General features: G+C 65.1%; 23 protein-coding genes. 6 read left to right on the forward strand and 17 right to left on the reverse strand.

Annotated features, from left to right (window positions below; genetic code table 11):
- Positions 1-325: 325 nt before the first annotated feature.
- Both C725_RS10775 and C725_RS10780 read right to left on the reverse strand, forming a co-directional pair.
- Entirely contained in the window at positions 326-625 is a 300-nt protein-coding gene (locus tag C725_RS10775) for an SCP2 sterol-binding domain-containing protein (protein WP_008602818.1), read from the reverse strand.
- A gap of 27 nt (positions 626-652) precedes the next feature.
- Positions 653-943, reverse strand: a complete 291-nt coding sequence (locus C725_RS10780) for a hypothetical protein (protein WP_008602820.1) — start codon at positions 941-943, stop codon at positions 653-655.
- Positions 944-1068: 125 nt separating this feature from the next.
- Here C725_RS10780 and C725_RS10785 point away from each other — a divergent pair, with 125 nt between their 5' ends.
- Positions 1069-2043, forward strand: a complete 975-nt coding sequence (locus C725_RS10785; RefSeq protein ID WP_149864646.1) for a hypothetical protein — start codon at positions 1069-1071, stop codon at positions 2041-2043.
- 6 nt (positions 2044-2049) lie between these two features.
- On the opposite strand, the gene lipB is transcribed toward C725_RS10785, so the two are convergent.
- From lipB to C725_RS10800, 3 genes are all read right to left on the reverse strand, one after another.
- Positions 2050-2658, reverse strand: coding sequence for a lipoyl(octanoyl) transferase LipB (lipB, locus tag C725_RS10790; RefSeq protein WP_038282895.1), 609 nt, complete (start codon positions 2656-2658; stop codon positions 2050-2052).
- Positions 2659-2803: 145 nt separating this feature from the next.
- A complete protein-coding gene (locus tag C725_RS10795; protein WP_008602824.1) occupies positions 2804-4420 on the reverse strand; it encodes a GMC family oxidoreductase in 1617 nt (538 codons plus the stop codon).
- Positions 4421-4485: 65 nt separating this feature from the next.
- A complete protein-coding gene (locus C725_RS10800) occupies positions 4486-6096 on the reverse strand; it encodes an MFS transporter (protein ID WP_008602826.1) in 1611 nt (536 codons plus the stop codon).
- An 87-nt stretch (positions 6097-6183) separates the two neighbouring features.
- Between C725_RS10800 and C725_RS10805 the strand changes: the two genes are divergently transcribed.
- On the forward strand, positions 6184-6651 hold the full coding sequence (locus C725_RS10805; protein WP_008602827.1) for a low molecular weight protein-tyrosine-phosphatase: 468 nt from the start codon (positions 6184-6186) through the stop codon (positions 6649-6651).
- On the opposite strand, the gene thpR is transcribed toward C725_RS10805, so the two are convergent.
- Both thpR and C725_RS10815 read right to left on the reverse strand, forming a co-directional pair.
- Positions 6645-7250, reverse strand: a complete 606-nt coding sequence (gene thpR, locus C725_RS10810; protein ID WP_008602828.1) for an RNA 2',3'-cyclic phosphodiesterase — start codon at positions 7248-7250, stop codon at positions 6645-6647. The genes C725_RS10805 and thpR overlap by 7 nt on opposite strands.
- 56 nt (positions 7251-7306) lie before the next feature.
- Entirely contained in the window at positions 7307-8005 is a 699-nt protein-coding gene (locus C725_RS10815) for an arylesterase (RefSeq protein ID WP_008602830.1), read from the reverse strand.
- 13 nt (positions 8006-8018) lie between these two features.
- Between C725_RS10815 and C725_RS10820 the strand changes: the two genes are divergently transcribed.
- The 3 genes from C725_RS10820 to C725_RS10830 all read left to right on the forward strand — a co-directional run bounded on the left by C725_RS10820 (position 8019) and on the right by C725_RS10830 (position 12086).
- Complete coding sequence (locus C725_RS10820; protein ID WP_008602833.1) at positions 8019-8723, forward strand: ABC transporter ATP-binding protein; 705 nt, start codon at positions 8019-8021, stop codon at positions 8721-8723.
- Complete coding sequence (locus C725_RS10825; protein WP_008602835.1) at positions 8720-11215, forward strand: ABC transporter permease; 2496 nt, start codon at positions 8720-8722, stop codon at positions 11213-11215. Before C725_RS10820 ends, C725_RS10825 begins: the two co-directional genes overlap by 4 nt.
- Before the next feature lie 124 nt (positions 11216-11339).
- Positions 11340-12086, forward strand: a complete 747-nt coding sequence (locus C725_RS10830; RefSeq protein ID WP_008602836.1) for a Bax inhibitor-1/YccA family protein — start codon at positions 11340-11342, stop codon at positions 12084-12086.
- 129 nt (positions 12087-12215) lie between these two features.
- Here the strand turns inward: C725_RS10830 and C725_RS10835 are convergent, their stop codons facing one another.
- From C725_RS10835 to C725_RS10845, 3 genes are all read right to left on the reverse strand, one after another.
- The gene (locus C725_RS10835) at positions 12216-12599 is read right to left on the reverse strand and encodes a hypothetical protein (RefSeq protein ID WP_008602838.1); all 384 of its coding nucleotides are present in this window, start codon (positions 12597-12599) and stop codon (positions 12216-12218) included.
- On the reverse strand, positions 12592-14949 hold the full coding sequence (gene clpA / locus C725_RS10840; RefSeq protein ID WP_008602840.1) for an ATP-dependent Clp protease ATP-binding subunit ClpA: 2358 nt from the start codon (positions 14947-14949) through the stop codon (positions 12592-12594). The genes C725_RS10835 and clpA overlap by 8 nt, the downstream gene beginning before the upstream one ends.
- 116 nt (positions 14950-15065) lie before the next feature.
- Positions 15066-15263 (reverse strand): YdcH family protein, encoded by a 198-nt coding sequence (locus tag C725_RS10845; RefSeq protein WP_008602845.1) that lies wholly within the window; start codon positions 15261-15263, stop codon positions 15066-15068.
- A 73-nt stretch (positions 15264-15336) separates the two neighbouring features.
- Here C725_RS10845 and C725_RS15845 point away from each other — a divergent pair, with 73 nt between their 5' ends.
- Positions 15337-15549 carry a YdcH family protein gene (locus C725_RS15845; RefSeq protein WP_243442737.1) on the forward strand — a complete coding sequence of 71 codons (213 nt, stop codon included), beginning with the start codon at positions 15337-15339 and terminating at the stop codon, positions 15547-15549.
- Between the two features lie 33 nt (positions 15550-15582).
- On the opposite strand, the gene C725_RS15430 is transcribed toward C725_RS15845, so the two are convergent.
- The 7 genes from C725_RS15430 to C725_RS10880 form a co-directional block, all read right to left on the reverse strand.
- Positions 15583-16218: a tetratricopeptide repeat protein gene (locus C725_RS15430; protein WP_008602849.1), complete on the reverse strand. Its 636-nt coding sequence runs from the start codon at positions 16216-16218 to the stop codon at positions 15583-15585.
- Positions 16215-16604 (reverse strand): cytochrome c-type biogenesis protein, encoded by a 390-nt coding sequence (locus C725_RS10860; RefSeq protein WP_008602851.1) that lies wholly within the window; start codon positions 16602-16604, stop codon positions 16215-16217. Before C725_RS10860 ends, C725_RS15430 begins: the two co-directional genes overlap by 4 nt.
- On the reverse strand, positions 16601-17137 hold the full coding sequence (locus C725_RS10865) for a DsbE family thiol:disulfide interchange protein (protein ID WP_008602853.1): 537 nt from the start codon (positions 17135-17137) through the stop codon (positions 16601-16603). The genes C725_RS10860 and C725_RS10865 overlap by 4 nt, the downstream gene beginning before the upstream one ends.
- Positions 17134-19053, reverse strand: coding sequence for a heme lyase CcmF/NrfE family subunit (locus C725_RS10870; RefSeq protein ID WP_008602855.1), 1920 nt, complete (start codon positions 19051-19053; stop codon positions 17134-17136). Before C725_RS10870 ends, C725_RS10865 begins: the two co-directional genes overlap by 4 nt.
- Positions 19054-19148: 95 nt before the next feature.
- Complete coding sequence (gene ccmE, locus C725_RS10875; protein WP_038282977.1) at positions 19149-19604, reverse strand: cytochrome c maturation protein CcmE; 456 nt, start codon at positions 19602-19604, stop codon at positions 19149-19151.
- Positions 19605-19621: 17 nt separating this feature from the next.
- The gene (locus C725_RS16855; RefSeq protein ID WP_008602859.1) at positions 19622-19750 is read right to left on the reverse strand and encodes a hypothetical protein; all 129 of its coding nucleotides are present in this window, start codon (positions 19748-19750) and stop codon (positions 19622-19624) included.
- Positions 19747-20469, reverse strand: coding sequence for a heme ABC transporter permease (locus tag C725_RS10880; RefSeq protein ID WP_008602860.1), 723 nt, complete (start codon positions 20467-20469; stop codon positions 19747-19749). The genes C725_RS16855 and C725_RS10880 overlap by 4 nt, the downstream gene beginning before the upstream one ends.
- Positions 20470-20582 lie beyond the last annotated feature (113 nt).

Here is a 20582-nt window from a genome sequence, read left to right on the forward strand (position 1 = left end):
GGAACAATTGCGGTTGGGCTTTGCCTCCCGCGGAGGCGATAATGATTAATCGCGGACCGAACTCGTCGCTCTGCACCTGTCATTGCAAGGCGGCGGTAAAGCACGATCGGCTGCGAACGATGAGCGAAGGGATGTGCGGCGAGGAGAACGCGTCGCGGGTGAAGCCATCATCGCGGCGTGCGCGCTCGTTGCGGCGGCTAAACTCGTTTTAGTCCCTGAGCCCGCCCCGGCGCTCGCCGACCAAATCCGGGGAGCGGGCAGGGCATAAAAAGGGCGCCGAACCCCATGTCCGACGCCCTCGATCTTTTTGCTTATGAGGATTTCGTCAGCCGAAAACCTTGCCCAGCTGCATCGCAACCGACATGTCTCCGTCGATTTTCAGCTTGCCCTGCATGAAGGCCATCTGCGCGTTCAGGTCGCCGGAGGCGATCTTCTCGAAATCCGATTTCGACACCTTTACCGTGCAATCGGTAGACGCGTCCTCATTGTCGACGACGGCCGGCGACTGCGTATCGTCGATACGCACGATGCCATCATCCCCGAAATCAAACTTAACGCTCTTGTTCAGCCCGGCATCCGCCCCGACGCGGCTGCGCATGTTCTCCGTAATTTCGTCCAGCGTCATCGATCCTCTCCCATCATAGCTTCGTGCCTATTCGGCGGTTTCGTCTTCCGGTGCGCCTTCTGCTGTCGCCGCATCCTGTTGCAGCATTTCGATGCCCGCGTCGGCAGTGCTCGGGTCCGCCTGTGCCGGGGCGCCGCCCGCAACGACATCCACGGACATTGCGTCCATGGTCGAAGCGTCGAAGTCGATACCCTCCTCGGCGAGTTCCCGGTTGACCGCGCTGCCCGCCGGCGCCGCATTGTCATCGCTGTCGCCGCAGGCTGACAGTGCGAGCACGCTGATTGCGCCGGCAAAGGCTAGTTTGCTGAAACTGTTCATAAACCTGCCATCCCCTTTCGGACCTGCAATGCCCTACCCGGATTATGAGCGGCCCTCAAGTGCGGTCGGCATCTCTTGCTGCCGGATTAACCAATCCAAAACCTTCCGCTGCTAGAGTGGCGGATATGATGGCGACTTCTGCCTCTCCTTCGATGAACCGCGACGACGGGTTGCTGCTGATCGTCTATGCTCTTGGAGCCTGTGTCCTGACATGGCTTGGGCCTGCTCTTTGGGGCGTATCGCAGGGCGTGGCCGTGATATCCGCCTGGGGGGCGGCGGGTGTCTTCATTCTCACGCATTTGAGCCTGCGGATCGGCGCCGGCTTCTCCGCCATATGGCGAAACGAAGGCAGCGGAGAAGAGGCGTCGCCATTGGGCGCGGGCGAGAGGCCGTCAGGAGGATTCAACTTGGCGCTTGCGGAGGCGGAAGCGCCGTCTTCTGACGAACCGGAGGCGCCAAAGCCGGCGGGAAGCCCGCCCGTCGAGCTGTTGCTGCAGCCTGTTGTTGCGCTGCGCGACGGCAGGGCGCGACACTTCCTTGCGCGTTTCGCCACCGGCGGCGTCAACTGGAATGAAACGGCGGCCGATTGGGAAGCGGCATCCGACGCGAATCGCATCGATGAACTGGCGGATCTTGCGCTGGGCTGGGGTGCCCGTTCCGCGGAGACGAGGCTGATGGTGCGCGTTTCGAACGCGGGTGCCCGTGATGCACGCGCTCTGGCGCACCTCCGTGACACCCTGCAGCGTCATCCCGAACTGCGGGCGCGGCTTCTGCTGATCGCAGGTGCTGCGGTCACTGCCGAACTGGCTGCAATCGGATTCGCCACTGGAACGCTTATCGACGCCCCAATCGACCTTGCGGGGGTCGATCCCGGATCGACCTTGTTCCTGACGGAGGCAGCCCTGGCGCCTCTGCGGACTGCGGACATGAAGCTGGCCAGACGACTAGGCATCAACGTCATCGGTTGGAATCTCTCCCGTGAAATTGCCGCAGAAGCCGCCCTCCTTGGGGTGGTGCTGGCCTGGGGCGACAGCTTTGGAGAGGCGCGTGCACCGGTGCGCACGGAGAAGCTGGCCACCCCCTTGCAAGTCGCGGCCTGACCCGCGCTAAAAGGGGGAGTGGCGCCGCAATGCGGCGTCGATGTCGTCGAGAGGGACTTCGATGCCGAGAGCCGAGAGGCTTGTGACCGGGTAAGGAAGGCCGCAGGGCACGATCCCGCGGAAATGATCGAGGTGCGGACTGACGTTGATGGCAAGCCCGTGCATCGTCACCCACCTGCGAACGCGGACACCGATGGCAGCGATCTTCGCCTCCCCCTGAGGGGTGTCCACCCAGACGCCGATCCGGCCGCAGCGAAGTTCCCCCTGCACGCCGAAATCGTTCAGCGCGGCGATGATCCATCGTTCCAGATCCTCGACATAAGCGCGAACGTCGCGGCCGCGACGCTTCAGATCGATGGAGGGATAAACCACGCGCTGGCCGGGGCCGTGATAGGTATACTCTCCGCCGCGGCCACTTTCGAAGACCGGAAATGTCGCCGAATCGAGAAGGTCCGCTGCCTTCGCGCTTGTGCCCGCCGTGTAAAGCGGCGGGTGCTCGAGCAGCAGGATGCGATCGCCCGCCGTCTGTGCATGTATCGCTGCTGCGCGGCTCTCCATATCCGCCAAGGCGTCCGGGTAGGGAGTAAGGCCCGCGAGGGTCGTCCATTCGGTCATGCCGCCCTAGATAGTGCGCGTCGCCGTAAAGTGCTGCCACAAAATCCGTACGGCTTGCCCGGCGCACACTTGCGTCCGCTGCCGCTTGAGAGGCGCCGGCAATCTTCGGCCTTTTATCGCTTCATTTCGTCTCCCGGCGTGACGGTCACGCCGCAAGCGCCCCGTGGCGCTCGGCGAGGATCGTGTCGGAAATCTTCTCTGCGATCATGATCGTCGGAGCGTTCGTATTGCCGGAAATGAGCGTCGGCATCACGGACGCGTCGACGACGCGCAGGCCGTCGACCCCGCGTACGCGAAGGTCCGTTCCGACGACGGCATCATCGCCGCGCCCCATATGGCAGGTGCCGACCGGGTGATAGATCGTCTCCGCCCATTCGCGAATGCGTTCGACGAGCTGGTTCCGACCCTGGACATCCGCGCCAGGCCACTGCTCCCTGGCGCCGAGGCGGGCGAAGGCAGGCTGGCGGCCCAACGCGCGCGTTATTTCGAGGCCGGCCAGCAGGACCTCCAGGTCTTCCGGCGCGCCGAGATAATTGGGGTCGATGCGTGGAGGCGCCGCCGGATCGTGTGATGCCAGGCGGACCGTGCCCCGGCTTTCCGGCCTCAGCTGGCAGACATGAATGGTGAAACCATGCACCTTTCCCAATCCCCCGCGACCATGCGGGTCGCCGAGTGCGGGGAGGAGGTGCAGCTGAATGTCGGGTGCGGCAAGATCCGGGCGCGTCGACAGGAACGCCCCGGCCGGCGTCGGCATGAAGCTGCCGGTGCCCTGCCGCACCGCGAGCCATGACCCGAGTGCCTTCAGCTGGTTCGTCAGCTTGGCGTTCGAATTCAGGCTTACAGGCTCATCGATCCGCCACTGCACGAGCAGGTCGAGATGATCCTGCATATTACCACCCACGTGCGGGCTGTCATGAACGACGGCAAGCCCATGCGACTTGAGATGGTCTGCCGGGCCGATGCCGGACAGCATGAGCATTTGCGGAGAGTTGATGGCGCCGCCACACAGGATGATCTCCCGCCCCACGGCGATTTCGCTCTTGCCACCGGCGCGGTAGCCGACGGCATGGGCGCGGCGGCCCCGGAACAGCACACGTTCGGCCTGGACGTCCGTCAGCACGTCGAGATTGGCGCGGTGCAGGATGGGCGTCAGATAGGCCCGCGCCGCAGACCATCGTTCGCCGCCGTGAATCGTGGCGTCATAGCGTCCGACCCCTTCAAACCGGGGCCCGTTGAAATCATCCGTCAGATCGTGACCGGCCTGCTCGCCCGCTTTCAGGAAGGCGTCGACCAACGGGCTCTGCATCGACTTTTTGGACGTGTGCAACGGCCCGCCCGCGCCGTGCCAGTCGGTTGCTCCGCGTTCCGAATCCTCGGACTTCCGAAAGTACGGCAGGACGCTGTCCCAGTCCCATCCGGTACAGCCCATCTGCGCCCAGCGATCGTAATCGCTGCTGTGTCCGCGAATATACACCATGCCGTTGATGGAGGATGAGCCGCCAAGGCAGCGCCCGCGCGGCCAGTAGAGACGCCGGCCGTTCAGGTGTCGCTGCGGCTCGGTCCAGTATCCCCAGTTTTCCTTGGCGATCCGATCGGGACTGATCAGCTTGCCGATACCGGCCGGGAAGTGGATGAAGGTATTCTTGTCGCGGCCCCCGGCCTCCATCAGCAGGACGCGAATGCCGGGATCGGCGCTCAGCCTGTTCGCAAGAACGCAGCCGGCCGAACCCGCGCCGACGATGATATAGTCATAGTCCTGCATGCCCTGTCTTCCCCCCGATTGTTGTTTTCTGCCGGGTTAGCCGAGCCGTGAGGAGCGGCAAGCTGTCAGTTTGCTGCGGCGCGCACGGCCGCTGCGGCGCGTTCCTCCTTCGTCGCCTCCGCCTCCGGCAGCCGCCGATAGAGCATGATGAGACAGGTCAAAGTGACCGGCACCATCAGGAGCAGGCTGAGAACGCCTGTCGACAGGCTGCCTGTTCGGGCCGACATCTCTCCGGCGAACCAGGGTCCGAGACCCAGGCCGATCAGGGTGGTTCCCAGGAAATAGGTCGCGGTCGCGGCACCGCGCATGCGGGGCAGGACAAGATCCTGGCTCGTCGCGGCTGCAACGCCGATCCACATGCTGGCGATCATCTGCGCCGGAAAGTTGAGAACATAGAACAGCGTCAGGTTGTCGGTCGTGAAGAGGACGAGGATAAACGGAATCATGAGGAGGATCGTCGCAATTCCGATCACGATCCGTCCGCTCGGTATCCGTCGGCGCAGAGCGTCGGAGATGCGACCGCCGAGGATCGCGCCGATGAAGCCGCCGCCGGCCCCGGCCCCGCCAAGGATCAGGCCGACAGTCGCCGCATCGACGCCGGGAAAGGTGCGCAGCACATAGGGGGCGGCCCAGAATGCCGCCGCATAGGTGTTGAAGGCGATGGAGCCGAACCCGACCAGCATCAGGATGAAGGACGGCGTGCCCCAAATCAGAGCGAATGTCGCGGGGTCGCGGCGGCGGATCGACTGCGCCCAGGAGAAGACGGCATAGGCGCCGAGGCCGATGGCGGAAAACTGCAGGACGGCGCCGGTGAGCGCTATGATGCCGAGAGCGGCCGCGACGATGACGGCGAGGCCAGCCAGATTGACCATCAGCGCGCGCGTGCCGCCGCGAGCGGCATCGATCAGGGTGAGGGGCGGGATCACGCTGGCCAGTTCGCCGAAGAATTTGCGCCAGGGGTGCGGCTCCGCCGGTTCGACGAAGCCCTCAGACATGCCGCGCAGAGGCTCGCGCAGGGACGCGATCCAGAACGCAACGAGAAGGCCCGGGATACCGACGGACAGGAATGCGGCCTGCCAACCGACGATGCCGTGCCATCCGCCGGGAAAGGCCGCGTTCCAATTCCCGGCGATGGCGCCGCCTATGAACAGCGAGATACCGCCGCCCAGATAAAGACCGCCGGAGTAGATGGCGAGCGCGGTCGCCCGGCCCTCCTTGGGAAAATAGTCCGACAGCATGGAGAAGGCGCAGGGACTTGCGGCCGCTTCGCCCACCCCCACCCCGACACGCGCCGCAGCGATCTGACCGAAATTCTGGGCGAGGCCGGAAAGCGCGGTCATGGTGGACCAGACAGCCAGCCCGATGGCCATCAGGCGTTTGCGAACCCACATGTCGGCCAGCCGGCCCAGGGGGATACCGAAAAGAGCATAGAAGACGGCAAAGGCGGTGCCGTAGAGAAAGCCCATCTGGCCATCGTCGATGCCCAGGTCGGCCTTGATGTCTTCCGCCAGGATCGAGAGGATCTGCCGGTCGATGAAATTCAGCATGTAGACCAGGACCAGAACGCCCAGCACGTACCAGGCATAGGGGCTGCCGACATCCTTCGCACGCTCGTCCGGCACGGGGGTCGCGCCCTCCGGCAGCGAATCCCTGCGCGCTGCGATCCCTGGATTCATCGTTTCACTCCCCCGGACGTGGTCACCTTTTGCAGTGATCCGGCGAATTGGCTAGCAGGCGCCTTCAACCTTGGAAAGCCGAGAGAAATGCCGCCCGTACGCGTCCTGTTCGTTTGCCTAGGCAATATCTGCCGCTCGCCGGTCGCGGAGGCGATGTTTCGTGCCCGCGCGGCGGAGGCGGATCTCGATGTTCATGTGGAGAGCGCCGGCACGCAGGATTACCATGTCGGCGAGGAGCCGCAGCCCGGTTCGCAAAAGGTTGCGACCGCGGCGGGCCTCGACATGGCTCGGAAGCGGGCGCGGCAGATCGAGACGGAGGATTTCCGGCGCTTCACGCACATCATCGCGCTCGATGAGGACAATATGGATGTGCTTCGCCAGCGTGCGCCGGAAGACAGCACGGCAACCGTCCAGCGCCTGATGTTCTATTCCGACCGTTCGGAGGAGCACGTCCTTGATCCTTACGGGCTGGACGATGATGCGTTTCAGACGATGTTCGAGCAGTTAGAAAGTGGAATCACCGGCCTTGTCGCCGACCTGAAGCAGGCTCACTGAACCCATTCCTCAGCAGATCGGGGCGGCACGAACCCATCATAATCGCCCGGATCGAAGAGAGAGCCCTGCGCGAATTCATATCGCTCGACGATGGAATAGACGGCACCCTCCTGCGTCAGGTGACTTTCGAACAGGCAGAAGTCGCTGACCATGAAGGGCGGGATGCGGAAACCGCCATGCTGCGCCATGAAGTGGTCGAGCGGCCCGGCGCCGCGAGAAAACCGCGCGATGGTCAGATGGGGGAGATAGGCACGGCTGTCCGGACGAACGCCGACACCCTCCAGCGCGCGGGACACCTTCTTTTGCAGGCGGCGGACGTCGTCCGCCGGGCGCACGCCGACCCAGAGTGATTCGGGCCGGCCCTTGCGGTCGAACTGCCCGATTCCCTCCAGCCCCATCGCGGCGGAACGTGCAGAGACGTAGGACAGGCATTCGGCGATATCGTTCGCCTCCCGCGCGGGGCGTTCTCCCAGAAAGCGCAGGGTGATGTGAAGCTGGTCTTCGTCCTGCCAACGCGCACCGATGATGCCGCCCATGATGTCCATGACCGCATCCTTCACGTCCGAAGGGGGCTCTATGCCCACGAACAGGCGGTGCATGGCGGCGCTCCTTCGCGTTCGAACGCATCAGCGCTATTCGGCGTCACCTGCGCCGGTCAAGAGGCTTTGCGAAGCGCCGCCTCCACGCTGGGCAGGATGCCGCGGACGATTGCTTCGACGCCGTCCGCATTCGGGTGCAGATTGTCGGGCAGCAGCAACTGCCGCTGGAAGATGACGCCGTTCAGGAAGAACGGATATAGATCAAGATCGTGCCGGTTGGCGAGAAACGGATAGACGGCATTGAAATAGCGCCTGTTGTCTTCGCCCATGTTCGGCGGTCCGAGCATGCCGGTCAGCAGCACGTCAATGCCCCGGCCCTTCGCCTCCTCGATGATGGCATTCAGATTGCGCAAGGTCTCGCGCGGGTCGATGCCGCGCAGCATGTCGTTCGCGCCGAGCTCCAGGATCATCAGATCGGGCGTCCGCTCCAGATTGTCGAGCGTCCATTCGATCCGCCGCCGGCCGGCCGCGCTGGTATCGCCCGACACGCCGGCATTGATCACGGTCACGTCCATGCCGCGGGCGGTCAGCGCCTCCTGCAAGCGCGGCGCAAAGCCCTCCCCAGGCTTCAACTGATAGCCGGCGGTCAGGGAATCGCCGAAGGCAAGCACCGTCCTTTCCTGCGCACGCGCCTCTCCGGCGAAAGCCATTCCCGCCAGCCAGACGAGCGCCAGAAGCGCCGCAAGCCGCGCAAGTGCCGCATGGACAAGCCGGGGCGAAGCGCCATAACGCTGGTGCGCTGCAACAAGGGGCATACCGAACATCCTCATGGTTTCCGACATCTCCGATCCGGTCATCCGGGCTACGAACGTCAGCCTGACCCTGACGGGGACCGCCGGTCCCGTCCATATCCTGAAGGGCGTGAGCCTCGAACTGAACCGGGGCGAAAGCGTAGCGATCCTGGGACCGTCGGGTTCCGGAAAATCCTCCCTGATGGCCGTTCTGTCGGGCCTGGAACGTGCGACGGCCGGCGACATCCATGTTGCGGGCGCCGATTTCGGCACGTTGTCCGAAGACGGGCTGGCCACTGCCCGTCGCGGCCGGATCGGCATCGTTCTACAGGCCTTTCACCTGCTTCCGACCATGACTGCGCTTGAAAATGTCGCCGTGCCGCTGGAGCTTGCGGGCGTCGGCGATGCGTTCGAGAGGGCGGAGGCGCAGCTGCGAACGGTCGGCCTCGGCCACAGGCTGTCCCATTATCCCGCGCAGCTGTCGGGCGGGGAACAGCAGCGCGTTGCCATCGCACGCGCGACGGCGCCCGGACCCGCCATCGTCTTCGCAGACGAACCGACGGGCAATCTCGATGCGGCGACCGGGCAGGACATTATCTCGCTCCTGTTCGAACGTCAGGATGCGGGGGATACGACGCTTCTGCTCGTGACGCATGATCCGGAGGTCGCGGCCCGCTGCGGCCGCGTGGTGGAAATGCGCGACGGGCAGATCGTCTCCGACCGGGCGCACGGTCCCGCATGACGCTCGCCTGGCGTCTGGCGCTGCGCGAAATGCGTGGCGGACTTGGCGGTCTGCGGCTCCTCGCCGTGTGCCTGTTCCTTGGCGTTGCGGCCATTTCCGGTGTCGGCAGCCTGTCGAGCGCCATTCTCTCCTCCCTCGCCAGTGAGGGGCGCGTCATCCTGGGCGGCGATGCGGCCGTCGAGATCGCGCAGCGCCGGGCCATGCCGGAGGAGCTCGCCGCTTTTCGCGATGCGGGAACGGTTGTCGAAATCCTCCAGATGCGCGCCAATGTGTCGACCGCCGACAATGCGGAAACGGTCATCGGCGAGTTGAAGGCCGTCGGGTCCGGCTATCCCCTTTACGGCGAGTTCACGCTGCAGGGGGGAGGGGACTTTCAGGATGCGCTCTCCCGCGGTGTTCTCCTCGGCCGCGAAGGCGCGAACCGCCTCGGGCTGCGCGTGGGCGATGCTGTGCGGGTCGGCGGCGCGCGGCTGCCGCTGACCGGGATTCTGGATCACGAACCCGACAAGGTGGCGGAGGGCTTCGTGCTTGGCCCGACGATCCTCATGTCGAAGGCCGACTTCGCGCGGACCGGGCTGGAACGGCCCGGCACCCTGTTCGAAAGCGAATATCGCATTCGCATGCCGGCAGGCGCTGACCTGGAGGCGTTCGAGGAAGATCTGCTTGAGCGGTTCCCGGATGCGGGATTTGACGTCGACACGCGGGAAAATGCAGCGCCGGGCGCGCGCCGCTTTATTTTGAATACCGGGCAGTTCCTGACCATGGTGGGACTGACGGCGCTGCTTGTCGCCGGAGTGGGCGTGGGCAGCGGGGTCACATCCTATCTGCGAACGAAGACGCGCAGCATCGCGTCGCTGAAAAGCGTCGGCGCGGATTCGGGCCTGATCTTTCGCATCTACTTCCTGCAGATCGCGCTGGTTTCCGCGGCCGCGACATTTTCCGGTGCAGTCCTCGGCAGCCTCGTTCCCATGATCGTTGGCTCCGCGGCGGGGGAAACGCTGCCGGTGCCGCCGGCTGCGGGCGTCTACCCGCTCCCCCTTGTCAGCGGCATCGTCTACGGCCTGCTGGCGGCTTTCATTTTCGCGCTTTGGCCGCTCAGGCAGGCGCGCGAGATTCCGGCGGCGCGGCTGTTCCGCGCGGGCGCCGTGTCCGTGGGACGGCCGCCCCGTTCCGTGCTCGTCGCCATGGGCGTCGGCGCGCTTGCGATTTTTCTGATCGCAATCCTGCAGGCCCGCGCGCCGCTTTTCGCCGCCGGCTTTCTGGCCGCGGCGGTTGCCGTGCTGTTCCTGCTGGCCGGCCTCGCACGGGGAATCGTGCTTGCCGCGCGTCGTATCCCGCGCCCCCGGCGCCCGCTCCTGCGCCTCGCGATCGCGAACCTCACCCGGCCGGGCGGGATGACGATGGAGCTGACGGTCGCGCTCGGCCTCGGTCTGACGCTGTTCGCCGCGCTCGCCATCATAGAGACCAATCTGTCCCGGCAGATCGAGGAGACCATACCGGTCGATGCGCCCAGCCATGTCATTCTCGACATTCCATCCGAGGGGGTGGACGGGTTCCGCCAGATCGTCCGCGACGAGCGCGCGGCAGGCGGCCTGCGCATGGTGCCCAGCCTGCGCGGTGCCGTCACGGCGCTGAACGGCGTCGAGGTTTCCGAGATGGAAAATATCCCGGAAGAGGCGTGGGTTCTGCGCGGCGACCGCGGCCTGACCTATACCGGCCGTATTCCGGAGGGAAACCGCGTCACGGCGGGGGAATGGTGGGACGAAAACCATGCCGGCGAGCAGCTCGTGTCGCTGGAGGCCGAGATGGCCGAAACGCTCGGCCTCGCCGTGGGCGATACGCTGACCGTGTCCGTTCTCGGAATGCCGCTCCAGGCGCGGATCGCGAACTTTCGGGAGGTCGACTGGCGCAGTCTTGGCTTCAATTTCGCACTCGTCTTTTCGCCCGGCCCCATAGAAGACGCGCCGCACAGCTATATGGCCACGGTCCATGTGCCGGAGGGCGGCGACCGCGCCCTTTCGCGCGCTGTCGGCACCGCCTTTCCCAGCGCCTCCATCATCCGAATCGCTGACGTCATTGCAGGTGCGCAGGATATCCTCGGCCAATTGTCAGCGGCCATCCGGGCTGCTGCCTCGGTGGCGATCCTGGCCGGCATCGCCGTGTTGATCGGCGCCGTCGCCGCCGCGCGGCGGGCAAGAAGCTACGACGCCGTCATGCTGAAGATCCTCGGTGCCACGCGCGGGCAGATCCTTGCGGGATTTCTGGCTGAGTTCGTGATCCTCAGCACATTGGTGGCGGTTCTCGCGCTCCTCCTGGGGGCAGCGGGAGGCTGGTATGTCGTGACGCAAATCTTCGAGCTGGAATGGCTGCCCCTGTGGGGGCCGGTCGTTCTGGTGGTGGCGCTGGGCGCCCTTATGGTTGTCGTCCTCAGCCTTTTTGGGTCATGGGCGGCGCTTCGCACCCGGCCGGCGGCGGCACTGAGAGCGCTGTAGCGCCCACGGAAATGGCAGATGCGGCGTCTTGTCCGGTTTCGCTTGAAACCCGCTCTCAACAATACCAAATTATAAAGACAGGCCGGACGTATCCCGTCCGGACCAATTTGGGAGAGACATAGAGATGGTAAATCGCACCGATCCGCGCTTTGCGGCGCGGCAGCAGATGGGCGGAGCCGCCGTCCCGAAGGCAGGCGCGCGCTTCGATGCGGGTCTGCGCAAATATATGCTGAGCGTCTATAATTACATGGCGTCCGGCGTGCTTCTGACCGGCGTCGTCGCGCTGCTGACCTATACGTCGGGTTTCGTGACGGCGTTCTTTACGCCGACCGGGCCGTCGCTGCTCGGCTATATCGTCATGTTCTCGCCGCTCGCCTTCGTGCTGGCGCTGTCGTTCGGCATCAATCGCATGTCGACCTTCGCGGTGCAGGCCACCTTCTGGGCGTTCGCGGCGATCATGGGTCTCAGCATGTCGACGATCTTCATCACCTTCACGGGTGCGTCGATCGCGCAGGTCTTCTTCGCCACGGCAGCAGCCTTCGCAGGCCTCAGCCTGTGGGGCTATACGACGAAGAAGGATCTCAGCGGGATGGGCACGTTCCTGATCATGGGTCTGATCGGTCTGATCGTGGCGAGCGTGATCAACATCTTCCTGCAGTCCGGCGCGATGCAGTTCGTGATCTCGATCATCGGGGTGCTGATCTTCGCGGGTCTGACCGCCTATGACACGCAGAAGATCAAGAACATGTATTTCCAGGTGGCCGGTTCCGATTTCGCCGGCAAGGCGGTGGTGATGGGCGCCCTGTCGCTCTACCTCGACTTCATCAACATGTTCATGTTCCTGCTCCAGCTGTTCGGCAATCGCGAATAGCTGTTCGCAGGGTAGATCCCGATAGCAGAAGAGCCCGGCGGATCGACCGCCGGGCTCTTTCTTTTTGACGTTCGTGCATGGGCGGGCAGCGCGCCCGCACTTATGCGTCCACAATCTTGGCGCTTCCGCCTAATCTATGGAAATCGCGGACCTGATCCTGTCACCGGCGGCCGAGACGCCTACGCGGGCCATCTGTTCGCCCACGGCGTTCATCTCGGCCTCGACGGCGCGGCGTTCCTCCTCGCTCTCCGCATCTTCCAGACGGTCGGACAGATCGTTCATCTCATCGGCAAGGGTTTCGAGCTGCGCCTCATAGGCCTCGATGCCGGCTTCGAACTCCGCATCGAAACTGCCATCAGAGGCAATCTCGACGCGGGAGACATGCGTCTCATCGTCATCGTCCCAGTCAAAGGATATCTCGTCGCTGGCTGCATCGCTGATGACGCCCAACGCCAGAATCCCGCCGACGATGGCGCCGGTGCGTTTCCAGTTGATGTGGCCAGTGTCAGGCATCGACCTTGTCCCCTTCGTCATCGCCGCCGGCAGACTGCGTCTTCGGAGTTTTGCCGCGGCCTTTCTTCTTCGTGCCCTTCGGCGGGGCGGCGGTGATCTCAAAGGCCGGCTTGCCGTCCTTCAGATGCACCACGACCTCACCGCCATGCATCAGCCGGCCGAAGAGCAGTTCCTCCGCGAGCGGCTGCTTGATCTCCGTCTGGATAAGGCGCGCCATGGGCCGCGCGCCGTATAGCTTGTCATAGCCGCGCTGCACCAGCCAATCCTTGGCATCGTCCGCGAGCGAGATATGCACCTCCCGGTCGGCAAGCTGCAATTCCAGCTCCAGCACGAACTTCTCGGCCACCATCGCGACGACTTCCGTCGGCAGATAGTCGAACGGCACGACCGCATCCAGGCGGTTCCGGAATTCCGGCGAGAACATGCGCTTGATCGCTTCCTCGTCCTCGCCCTCTCGTGCGGATACGCCAAAGCCAATGGCTTCGCGCGCCATTTCCGCCGCGCCGGCGTTGGTCGTCATGATCAGGATGACGTTGCGGAAATCGACGGTCTTGCCGTGGTGGTCGGTCAGCTTCCCGGCGTCCATGACCTGAAGCAGGATGTTGAAGAGGTCGGGATGCGCCTTCTCGATCTCGTCGAGCAGCAGCACGCAGTGCGGGCTCTGGTCGACGGCGTCGGTCAGCTGGCCGCCCTGATCATAGCCGACATAGCCCGGCGGTGCCCCGATCAGCCGGCTGACGGAGTGACGCTCCATATATTCCGACATGTCGAAGCGGTGCAGGGGGATGCCCATGATCGACGACAGCTGCTTCGCCACCTCCGTCTTGCCGACGCCGGTGGGGCCGGAGAACAGATAATTGCCAATGGGCTTGTTCGGTTCGCGCAGGCCAGCACGCGACAGCTTGATGGCGGAGGACAGGATTTCGATCGCCTTGTCCTGTCCGAACACGACCCGCTTCAGATCCTGCTCAAGCGTGGCGAGCTGCATCTTGTCGTCCTTGGAGACGGATTTCGGCGGAATGCGGGCCATCGTGGCGATGACGCTTTCCACTTCCTTCACGCCCATGGTCTTCTTGCGCTTCGACTTGGCGACGAGGTTCTGGCTGGCGCCGACCTCGTCGATCACGTCGATCGCCTTGTCGGGCAGTTTGCGGTCGTTGATGTACCGCGCCGACAGCTCGACCGCCGCCTTCAGGGCGTCGTTCGTGTAGCGGACGTCGTGATGCTCCTCGAAATAGGGCTTCAGGCCCTGAATGATCTTGATGGCATCCTCGACCGTCGGCTCGGCCACGTCGATCTTCTGGAACCGGCGCAGAAGCGCGCGGTCCTTCTCGAAGTGATTGCGGAATTCCTTGTATGTGGTGGAGCCGATACAGCGGATCGCGCCGGACGAAAGCGCCGGCTTCAGAAGGTTCGAGGCATCCATGGCCCCGCCAGACGTGGCGCCCGCGCCGATGACGGTGTGGATTTCATCGATGAAAAGAACCGCGTGGGGCATGTCTTCGAGTTCGGACACCACGCCCTTCAACCGCTCCTCGAAATCGCCGCGATAGCGCGTGCCGGCGAGGAGGGCGCCCATGTCGAGAGCGTAGATTACCGCCTCCTGCAGGACTTCGGGCACGTCGCCCTCAACGATACGGCGCGCCAGACCCTCCGCGATCGCGGTCTTGCCGACGCCGGGATCGCCGACGTAGAGTGGGTTGTTCTTCGAACGGCGGCAGAGAATCTGCACCGTGCGATCGACCTCTCCCTGTCGACCGATCAGCGGGTCGATCTTGCCGCTTTCCGCGCGTGCGTTCAGATTGACGGTGAACTGGTCGAGCGGCGATTCCGCCTTCTTCTTGCCCTTCTTCGCGCCGGCCTCAGCCGTTTCCTCCTCCGCGCCGCGCGCCGGTCGGCTCTCACTGCCGCCCGACTTGGCAATGCCATGGCTGAGGTAGGAAACCGCATCCAGGCGCGTCATGTCCTGCTGCTGCAGGAAATAGACGGCGTGGCTCTCCCGCTCCGAGAACAACGCGACAAGGACGTTCGCCCCGGTCACCTCGTCTCGGCCGGACGACTGGACGTGCAGGATGGCGCGCTGCACGACGCGCTGAAAACCCGCTGTCGGGTTCGGGTCGATCGCCTCGCTGGTGCGAAGCGGTTCGAGTTCGGTGTCGAGATATTCGGTCAGCTGCCCGGCAAGGACGTCCGTGTCGACGCCGCAGGCACGGATCACCGCCCCGGCATGGTTGTCGGCAATGAGGGCGAACAGCAGATGTTCGAGCGTCGCATATTCGTGGGTGCGCCGCGACGCCTCCGCAAGCGCGTTGTGGAGAGTGTTTTCGAGTTCCCGAGAGAATGCTGGCATCAGGGCTCCTTCGCCAAGGAACCGGCCGCATACCGGCCCCGCTTGAGCGTTAGATTTGCACGGCTGGCGCAGGAATCAAGAGCGAAGCGGTGAAGCGCTGCAGGCCGTGCCTCGGCTCAGGCGATGAGGTCGGGATTGATGATGTCGCGCAATCGCTCGATCTCGTCCTTCATATGCAGTTTCTTCCGCTTCAGCCGTGCGATCTGAAGCTGATCGGGGGCGGCGGAATCCGCCAGGGCCTGGATTGCGGCATCGAGATCGGAATGTTCGACCAGCAGACCCTGCAATCGGATCCGCGCCTCCCGCTCGTCCATGATGAAATGCCCCTTCGCTGCGGTGAACCCTGACCACCTGAAAATTTCGCCGAGTCGGATTGATGACATCCGCATGGATTTGATGTCTGGTACCGAGTCCCACGAGTACCAACAAGGAGGTTCACTGATGGGACAAGCCTATACCGATTCTCTTCTCCGCAAGCACGCCGCTCTGGATAACGAGATCAGCCAAGAGGCGCATAGGCCCCATCCGGACGACCTTCGAATGCGACATTTGAAACGCGAAAAGCTCAAGCTGAAGGACGCGATGTCCGTCCAGCTCTGAAGACCGGTCCGGCGGAGGCGCGGCGCTGAGAGGCTAGTCCGCGTCGGGTGCGGCGCCGACGCCGGCCGACATCATCATTCTGGCCGCCCGGATTTTGGATTCGAGGTCGGATCGCCACGGGGCGCCCGGCGGCGTGCGTGCCATGAGTGTTTGCCAGACACCGAGCGCGTCCTGGGGGTCGCCGGCCTGCAAATAGGCAAGGCCGAGAAAATAGGGCGGTGCCGGATGGTCCGGCTGCATCGCAGAGGCGCGGCCAAATGCAAGCCGGGCGGCGGGCGTCACGACGCCATCCGCATGCGCCATCAATGCCGTGCCGAGCAGGATCTGCAGGTCGGCGTTCGGCGGCAGGTTACGTGCGGCGAGGGTCAGCCCGCGCACGGCCTCCTCGGTTCGTCCCTCCGCGATCAGTGCGCTGGACAGTGCCCCCCATTGTCGAACGTCGGCGGGATTCTTGCCGAGCGCGTCGCTGGCCCGTGTCAGCGCGGCGCTCATTTCCGCTGAGGGCTGTTCGGTTCGGTGCTCGCGACTGGGCTGCGAGGGATGCCCGGCCATTGCGTACGCTGCGACCGCCGAGGCCAGGATCGGCACGAGCCACAATGCAGGCATCCGCGCCCGCAGAAGCGCCGCAAGCGTCGCTGCGCCGAGAAGGACCGGGCCCAGCCAGATCATGCGTCCGGCCGCTTCCGGAACAGTCGGATGGCGGCAATGCCGCCGATCAGCAGGAAGACGAGCGGGGCCAGCCAGAGGAACAGGTTGAGGCCGCGCTTCGGCGGCGAAAAGGTGACCCAGTCGCCGTAACGGCTGACAAGGTATGAGCGCACCGCCTCCGGATCCTGCCCATCCTCGATGCGCTCCCGGACCAGCGCGCGCATGTCGGCGGCCATGTCGGCGTCCGAGTCGGCGATGGATTGCCCCTGGCAGACCAGGCAGCGCAGTTCCTTCATCAGCGTCTGCGCCTGCGCCTCCTCCGCCGGGTCGGGCAGCGGCACGTCCGCCGCCAGCGCGGGGACGGGCCCTGCGAGAGCCAGCAGCAGAGCGGGAAGGGCCACCCTCATTTCCATCGCTCCAGCTCGGCGAGAATTTCCGGCACCTGCTCATCGCGAATCTGGCCGATCCATTGCCGGCGGATGACGCCGTTTCCGTCGATCAGAAAGGTTTCGGGCACACCGCTGGCGCCCAGTTCGATTTGCATTCGTCCGCGCGGGTCCAGTCCGATGCGCGCGAACGGATCGCCATTCTCTGTCAGGAACCGCTCGACGTCGCGACGCTCGTCGCGAATGGCGATGGCATGAACGACTGCGCCGCCTTCGGCGAGTTGCGCAAGTTGCGGCGCCTCCAGTCGGCAGGGCACGCACCAGCTGCCGAACAGGTTGACCAGCACAGGCCCACCCCGGCGCAGGTCGCTGGCAGCAAGACCGGGATTGTCGGCGTTGAGCCCCTCCAGCTCGAAATCGGGCAAGGGCTGTCCGATGACCTGCGACTCGATCGGGGCATTCTGCGGCGTCTCAAGACCGACGAGCGCCACGACCACGAAGGCGATGAAGAGCGCGAGCGGAACGATGATCGACAGTCGTTTCGTAATCGTCATTGGGCCGCTTCCCTCCGTTCGCGCCGCCGCCGCCGCCCGCCGGCAAGGGCACCGACCAGTCCGCCTGCCGCCGCAATCAGGCCGCCGATCCAGATCAGCGCGATCATGGGCTGCCAGTGTAGACGGACCTGCCAGCGCCCTTCCGCATCATTATCGCCGATCACGGCGTAGAGATTGCCTGTCCACAGCGGCAGGATATCGGTTTCGGTCGTGACCTGCATGGGGCTGATGAAGGCCCGCCGCTCCGGCTCCAGCGGCATGACCCTGCCATCGACGAGCACGGAGATCAGGCCCCGGACGCTCGTGTAATTGGGGCCGGCGACCGGCTCAACGCCGTCCAGGCGCACGGCAAAGCCGGCCACCCTGTCCGTTTCCCCGGGTGCGAGGTTCGTGATCCGCTCGCTGGAGCCGGCTGCGCTGATGGCAATGCCGAGTGCGGTTATCGCCACGCCAAGATGGGCGATTGCGGTGCCGGCGCTCGCGGCGGACAGGCGGCGCGCGCCCTTTCCCGCGACGATCATCACGCTGGCCGCACCCAGCCAGGCAGCAATGGCAATGCCGAGGATGGTCAGCACCCCGCGAATTCCGACCGCAAGGGCGACTGCGGCGAAAATGGCTGCGGTCACCAGCGCCGGAACCATACGACGCGCAGCGGCGCCCGTCTGGCTGCGCCGCCAGCGCAGGAATGGACCGATGGCCATGACGATCAGGAGCGCCAGCATCAGCGGCATCAGCGCGCTTTCGTAATAGGGCGGCCCGACGGACACGCGTCCGCCGCCCAGCGCCTCCAGCACGACGGGATAAAGCGTGCCGATGAAGACGACGCCGAGAATGGCGCTGAGGATCAGGTTGTTGAAGACGAGCGCCCCCTCCCGGCTGAGCGGGCGGAATGGCGCGCCGTGTGTGACGCTGCCGGCGCGCACCGCATAGAGCGTCAGCGCGCCGCCGACATAGAGCGCAAGAAGTGTCAGCAGGAACAGTCCGCGTTCGGGATCGACGGCGAAGCTGTGGACGCTGGTCAGCAGTCCCGAGCGGACGATGAAGGTGCCGATCATGGAAAAGCTGAAGGCGGCGACGGCAAGAAGGATCGTCCAGTTGCGGAGTGCATCGCGGGCGGCGAGGACGCCCACCGAATGAAAGAGTGCGGTGGCGGCGAGCCACGGCATCAGCGAGGCATTTTCGACCGGGTCCCAGAACCACCAGCCGCCCCAGCCGAGCTCGTAATAGGCCCAGAAGCTGCCGAGCATGATACCGCCGGTCAGGAATGCCCAGGCGGTCAGAACCCAGGGTCGCACCGTGCGTGCCCACAGCGGACCCACCTGCCGTTCGATCAGCGCGGCAACGGCGAAGGCAAAGGTGACGGACATGCCGACATAGCCCAGGTAGAGGAGCGGCGGGTGGAAGGCGAGGCCGGGATCCTGCAGCAGCGGGTTGAGGCCGGCGCCCTCCGCCGGCGGATTGGGCAGACGCGCGAACGGATTCGAACTGATCAGCAGATAGGCATAGAAGCCGAGGCCGATTGCGCCCATGGTCTGGATCAGCCGGGCGCGGAACCGTGCGCCCAGCGCCCTGACGCGCAGCGCGGCGACTGCGCCGAAGATGGCCAGCACGCAAACCCACAGCAGCATCGACCCCTCGTGGTTCGCCCAGGCTCCGGTCAGCTTGTAGAGTTCGGGCTTGGCGGTATGGCTGTTGTTCGCGACAAGGGCGACGGAAAAGTCGGAAACGGCGAACGCCCAGATCAGCGCGGCAAAGGCGATCAGACAAAGGATGCCCTGGGCCGCCGCGGCCGGCACCAGCAGCCGCAGCGCAGCCTCATGCTCGCTCCGGCGCAGGAAATGCCAGCCGCCGAAAAGCTGCGCGACCGCAAGCGCGGCTGCCAGCCAAAGCGCGAAATGTCCGGTTTCTGGGATCATGAGGCGCCGCTCCTATGCCGCAGCGGAGGAATCGGCAACGCCGGAGAGGCCGGGCGTATTGCCGCTGCACCTCTTGCTCGGCGCCCCTTCGGACGTCAGCCGGCGGGTGCGGACCGCGCCTTCGCCTCCGCTTCCGCACGTTCGACGGCTTCGGCCACCTCCGGCGGCATGTAATTCTCGTCATGTTTGGCGAGCAGCGTATCGGCCAGGAACACCCCATCGGGCTGCATCCGGCCATCGGCGATGACGCCCTGTCCTTCCCGGAACAGGTCGGGGACGAGTCCGGCATAGCGCACCGGTACGCTTTCAAGCCTGTCCGTTACGCGAAAGGTCATGGTGATGCCGTCCGGCAGGCGCGCGACCGATCCTTCTTCTACCAGCCCGCCCAGACGGATGGCCTGACCGGGTGTAATTTCCGCCGCAGCCAGATCGGCGGGCGCGTAGAAATAGGCCGCGCCCTGACGCAGCGCCGGCATGGCCAGCAGCGCGGCGACGATCAGCGCCGCCACCGCCGCACCGATCATGATGAGGCGCTGGGTCTTCGGCTTCATACGGGTTTGCGCGGCGGTCATCGCTCGCGCAGCCGCTGCGCCGCCCGTTCGGCGCGGCGCATGGTCAGATAGGCCCACAGCACCGCGCTGCCGATGCCGACCGCGGCAACGACATAGGCGGCGATGACGTAATCGGTCTGGGTCATGCGGCCGCCATTGCCATCCTGGCGGTGCGCGCGGCAACCTTACGCTCCGCGATCAGCGCGCGCATCCGCATCAGGACCGCGCTCGCCATCAGAAGCGCGAAGCCGACGGCGCTGGTCAGGAGCGGCCAGAGCATGGCGCTGTCGATGCTGGAGCCGCTCAGCGTGATCGAAGCCGGCTGGTGCAGCGTGTTCCACCATTCCACCGAGAACTTGATGATCGGCAGGTTGACGAGGCCGAGCAGCGCGAGGACAGAGCCCATCCGCGCGCCCTGCGATGGTTCGTCATAGGCCCGCATCAGCGCGATGACGCCAAGATACAGGAAAAGAAGAACGAGCATGGAGGTCAGGCGTCCGTCCCACACCCACCAGGTGCCCCATGTGGGACGGCCCCAGATCGAACCGGTGATCAGGCAAACGGCGGCAAAGGCAGCGCCGATGGGCGCGAGCGCCGCCAGCACCACTTCGGCCAGCGGATGTTTCCACACCAACACCGAAAAGCCAGCGATGCCGAGGCCCAGATAGGCGGAAAGCGACAGCCAGGCCGTGGGGACGTGGACGTACAGCATGCGCACGCTTTCCCCCTGCAGATAGTCGCCGGGCGCGAGGAACACCCCCCAGGCGAGGCCCGTGGCAACAATGGCGAGACCGGTCCAGAAGGTGAGCGGCGTCGCCGGGCGTGCGATCCTCAAAAATCGGGCAGGGTTGGCGAAGCGGTGCATGACGCGCCGTTAGATAGCGATTTGCCCGCGCGATGCCAGCCATGGCGACGCCAGGCGGGCATGGCGGCATGTCGCACGGATGGGGCAGGGCGGCCGCGGAGGCGCGTAAGGAT

It is taken from the genome of Pacificimonas flava (genome assembly GCF_000342165.1).
GTDB lineage: Bacteria > Pseudomonadota > Alphaproteobacteria > Sphingomonadales > Sphingomonadaceae > Pacificimonas > Pacificimonas flava.

Bases quoted from the DNA above. Each gene is read 5' to 3' on its own strand.
- C725_RS10775 (WP_008602818.1), bottom strand. From the start codon at position 625: ATGACGCTGGACGAAATTACGGAGAACATGCGCAGCCGCGTCGGGGCG.
- C725_RS10780 (WP_008602820.1), bottom strand. From the start codon at position 943: ATGAACAGTTTCAGCAAACTAGCCTTTGCCGGCGCAATCAGCGTGCTC.
- C725_RS10785 (WP_149864646.1), top strand. From the start codon at position 1,069: ATGATGGCGACTTCTGCCTCTCCTTCGATGAACCGCGACGACGGGTTG.
- lipB (WP_038282895.1), bottom strand. From the start codon at position 2,658: ATGACCGAATGGACGACCCTCGCGGGCCTTACTCCCTACCCGGACGCC.
- C725_RS10795 (WP_008602824.1), bottom strand. From the start codon at position 4,420: ATGCAGGACTATGACTATATCATCGTCGGCGCGGGTTCGGCCGGCTGC.
- C725_RS10800 (WP_008602826.1), bottom strand. From the start codon at position 6,096: ATGAATCCAGGGATCGCAGCGCGCAGGGATTCGCTGCCGGAGGGCGCG.
- C725_RS10805 (WP_008602827.1), top strand. From the start codon at position 6,184: ATGCCGCCCGTACGCGTCCTGTTCGTTTGCCTAGGCAATATCTGCCGC.
- thpR (WP_008602828.1), bottom strand. From the start codon at position 7,250: ATGCACCGCCTGTTCGTGGGCATAGAGCCCCCTTCGGACGTGAAGGAT.
- C725_RS10815 (WP_008602830.1), bottom strand. From the start codon at position 8,005: ATGCCCCTTGTTGCAGCGCACCAGCGTTATGGCGCTTCGCCCCGGCTT.
- C725_RS10820 (WP_008602833.1), top strand. From the start codon at position 8,019: ATGGTTTCCGACATCTCCGATCCGGTCATCCGGGCTACGAACGTCAGC.
- C725_RS10825 (WP_008602835.1), top strand. From the start codon at position 8,720: ATGACGCTCGCCTGGCGTCTGGCGCTGCGCGAAATGCGTGGCGGACTT.
- C725_RS10830 (WP_008602836.1), top strand. From the start codon at position 11,340: ATGGTAAATCGCACCGATCCGCGCTTTGCGGCGCGGCAGCAGATGGGC.
- C725_RS10835 (WP_008602838.1), bottom strand. From the start codon at position 12,599: ATGCCTGACACTGGCCACATCAACTGGAAACGCACCGGCGCCATCGTC.
- clpA (WP_008602840.1), bottom strand. From the start codon at position 14,949: ATGCCAGCATTCTCTCGGGAACTCGAAAACACTCTCCACAACGCGCTT.
- C725_RS10845 (WP_008602845.1), bottom strand. From the start codon at position 15,263: ATGGACGAGCGGGAGGCGCGGATCCGATTGCAGGGTCTGCTGGTCGAA.
- C725_RS15845 (WP_243442737.1), top strand. From the start codon at position 15,337: ATGGATTTGATGTCTGGTACCGAGTCCCACGAGTACCAACAAGGAGGT.
- C725_RS15430 (WP_008602849.1), bottom strand. From the start codon at position 16,218: ATGATCTGGCTGGGCCCGGTCCTTCTCGGCGCAGCGACGCTTGCGGCG.
- C725_RS10860 (WP_008602851.1), bottom strand. From the start codon at position 16,604: ATGAGGGTGGCCCTTCCCGCTCTGCTGCTGGCTCTCGCAGGGCCCGTC.
- C725_RS10865 (WP_008602853.1), bottom strand. From the start codon at position 17,137: ATGACGATTACGAAACGACTGTCGATCATCGTTCCGCTCGCGCTCTTC.
- C725_RS10870 (WP_008602855.1), bottom strand. From the start codon at position 19,053: ATGATCCCAGAAACCGGACATTTCGCGCTTTGGCTGGCAGCCGCGCTT.
- ccmE (WP_038282977.1), bottom strand. From the start codon at position 19,604: ATGAAGCCGAAGACCCAGCGCCTCATCATGATCGGTGCGGCGGTGGCG.
- C725_RS16855 (WP_008602859.1), bottom strand. From the start codon at position 19,750: ATGACCCAGACCGATTACGTCATCGCCGCCTATGTCGTTGCCGCGGTC.
- C725_RS10880 (WP_008602860.1), bottom strand. From the start codon at position 20,469: ATGCACCGCTTCGCCAACCCTGCCCGATTTTTGAGGATCGCACGCCCG.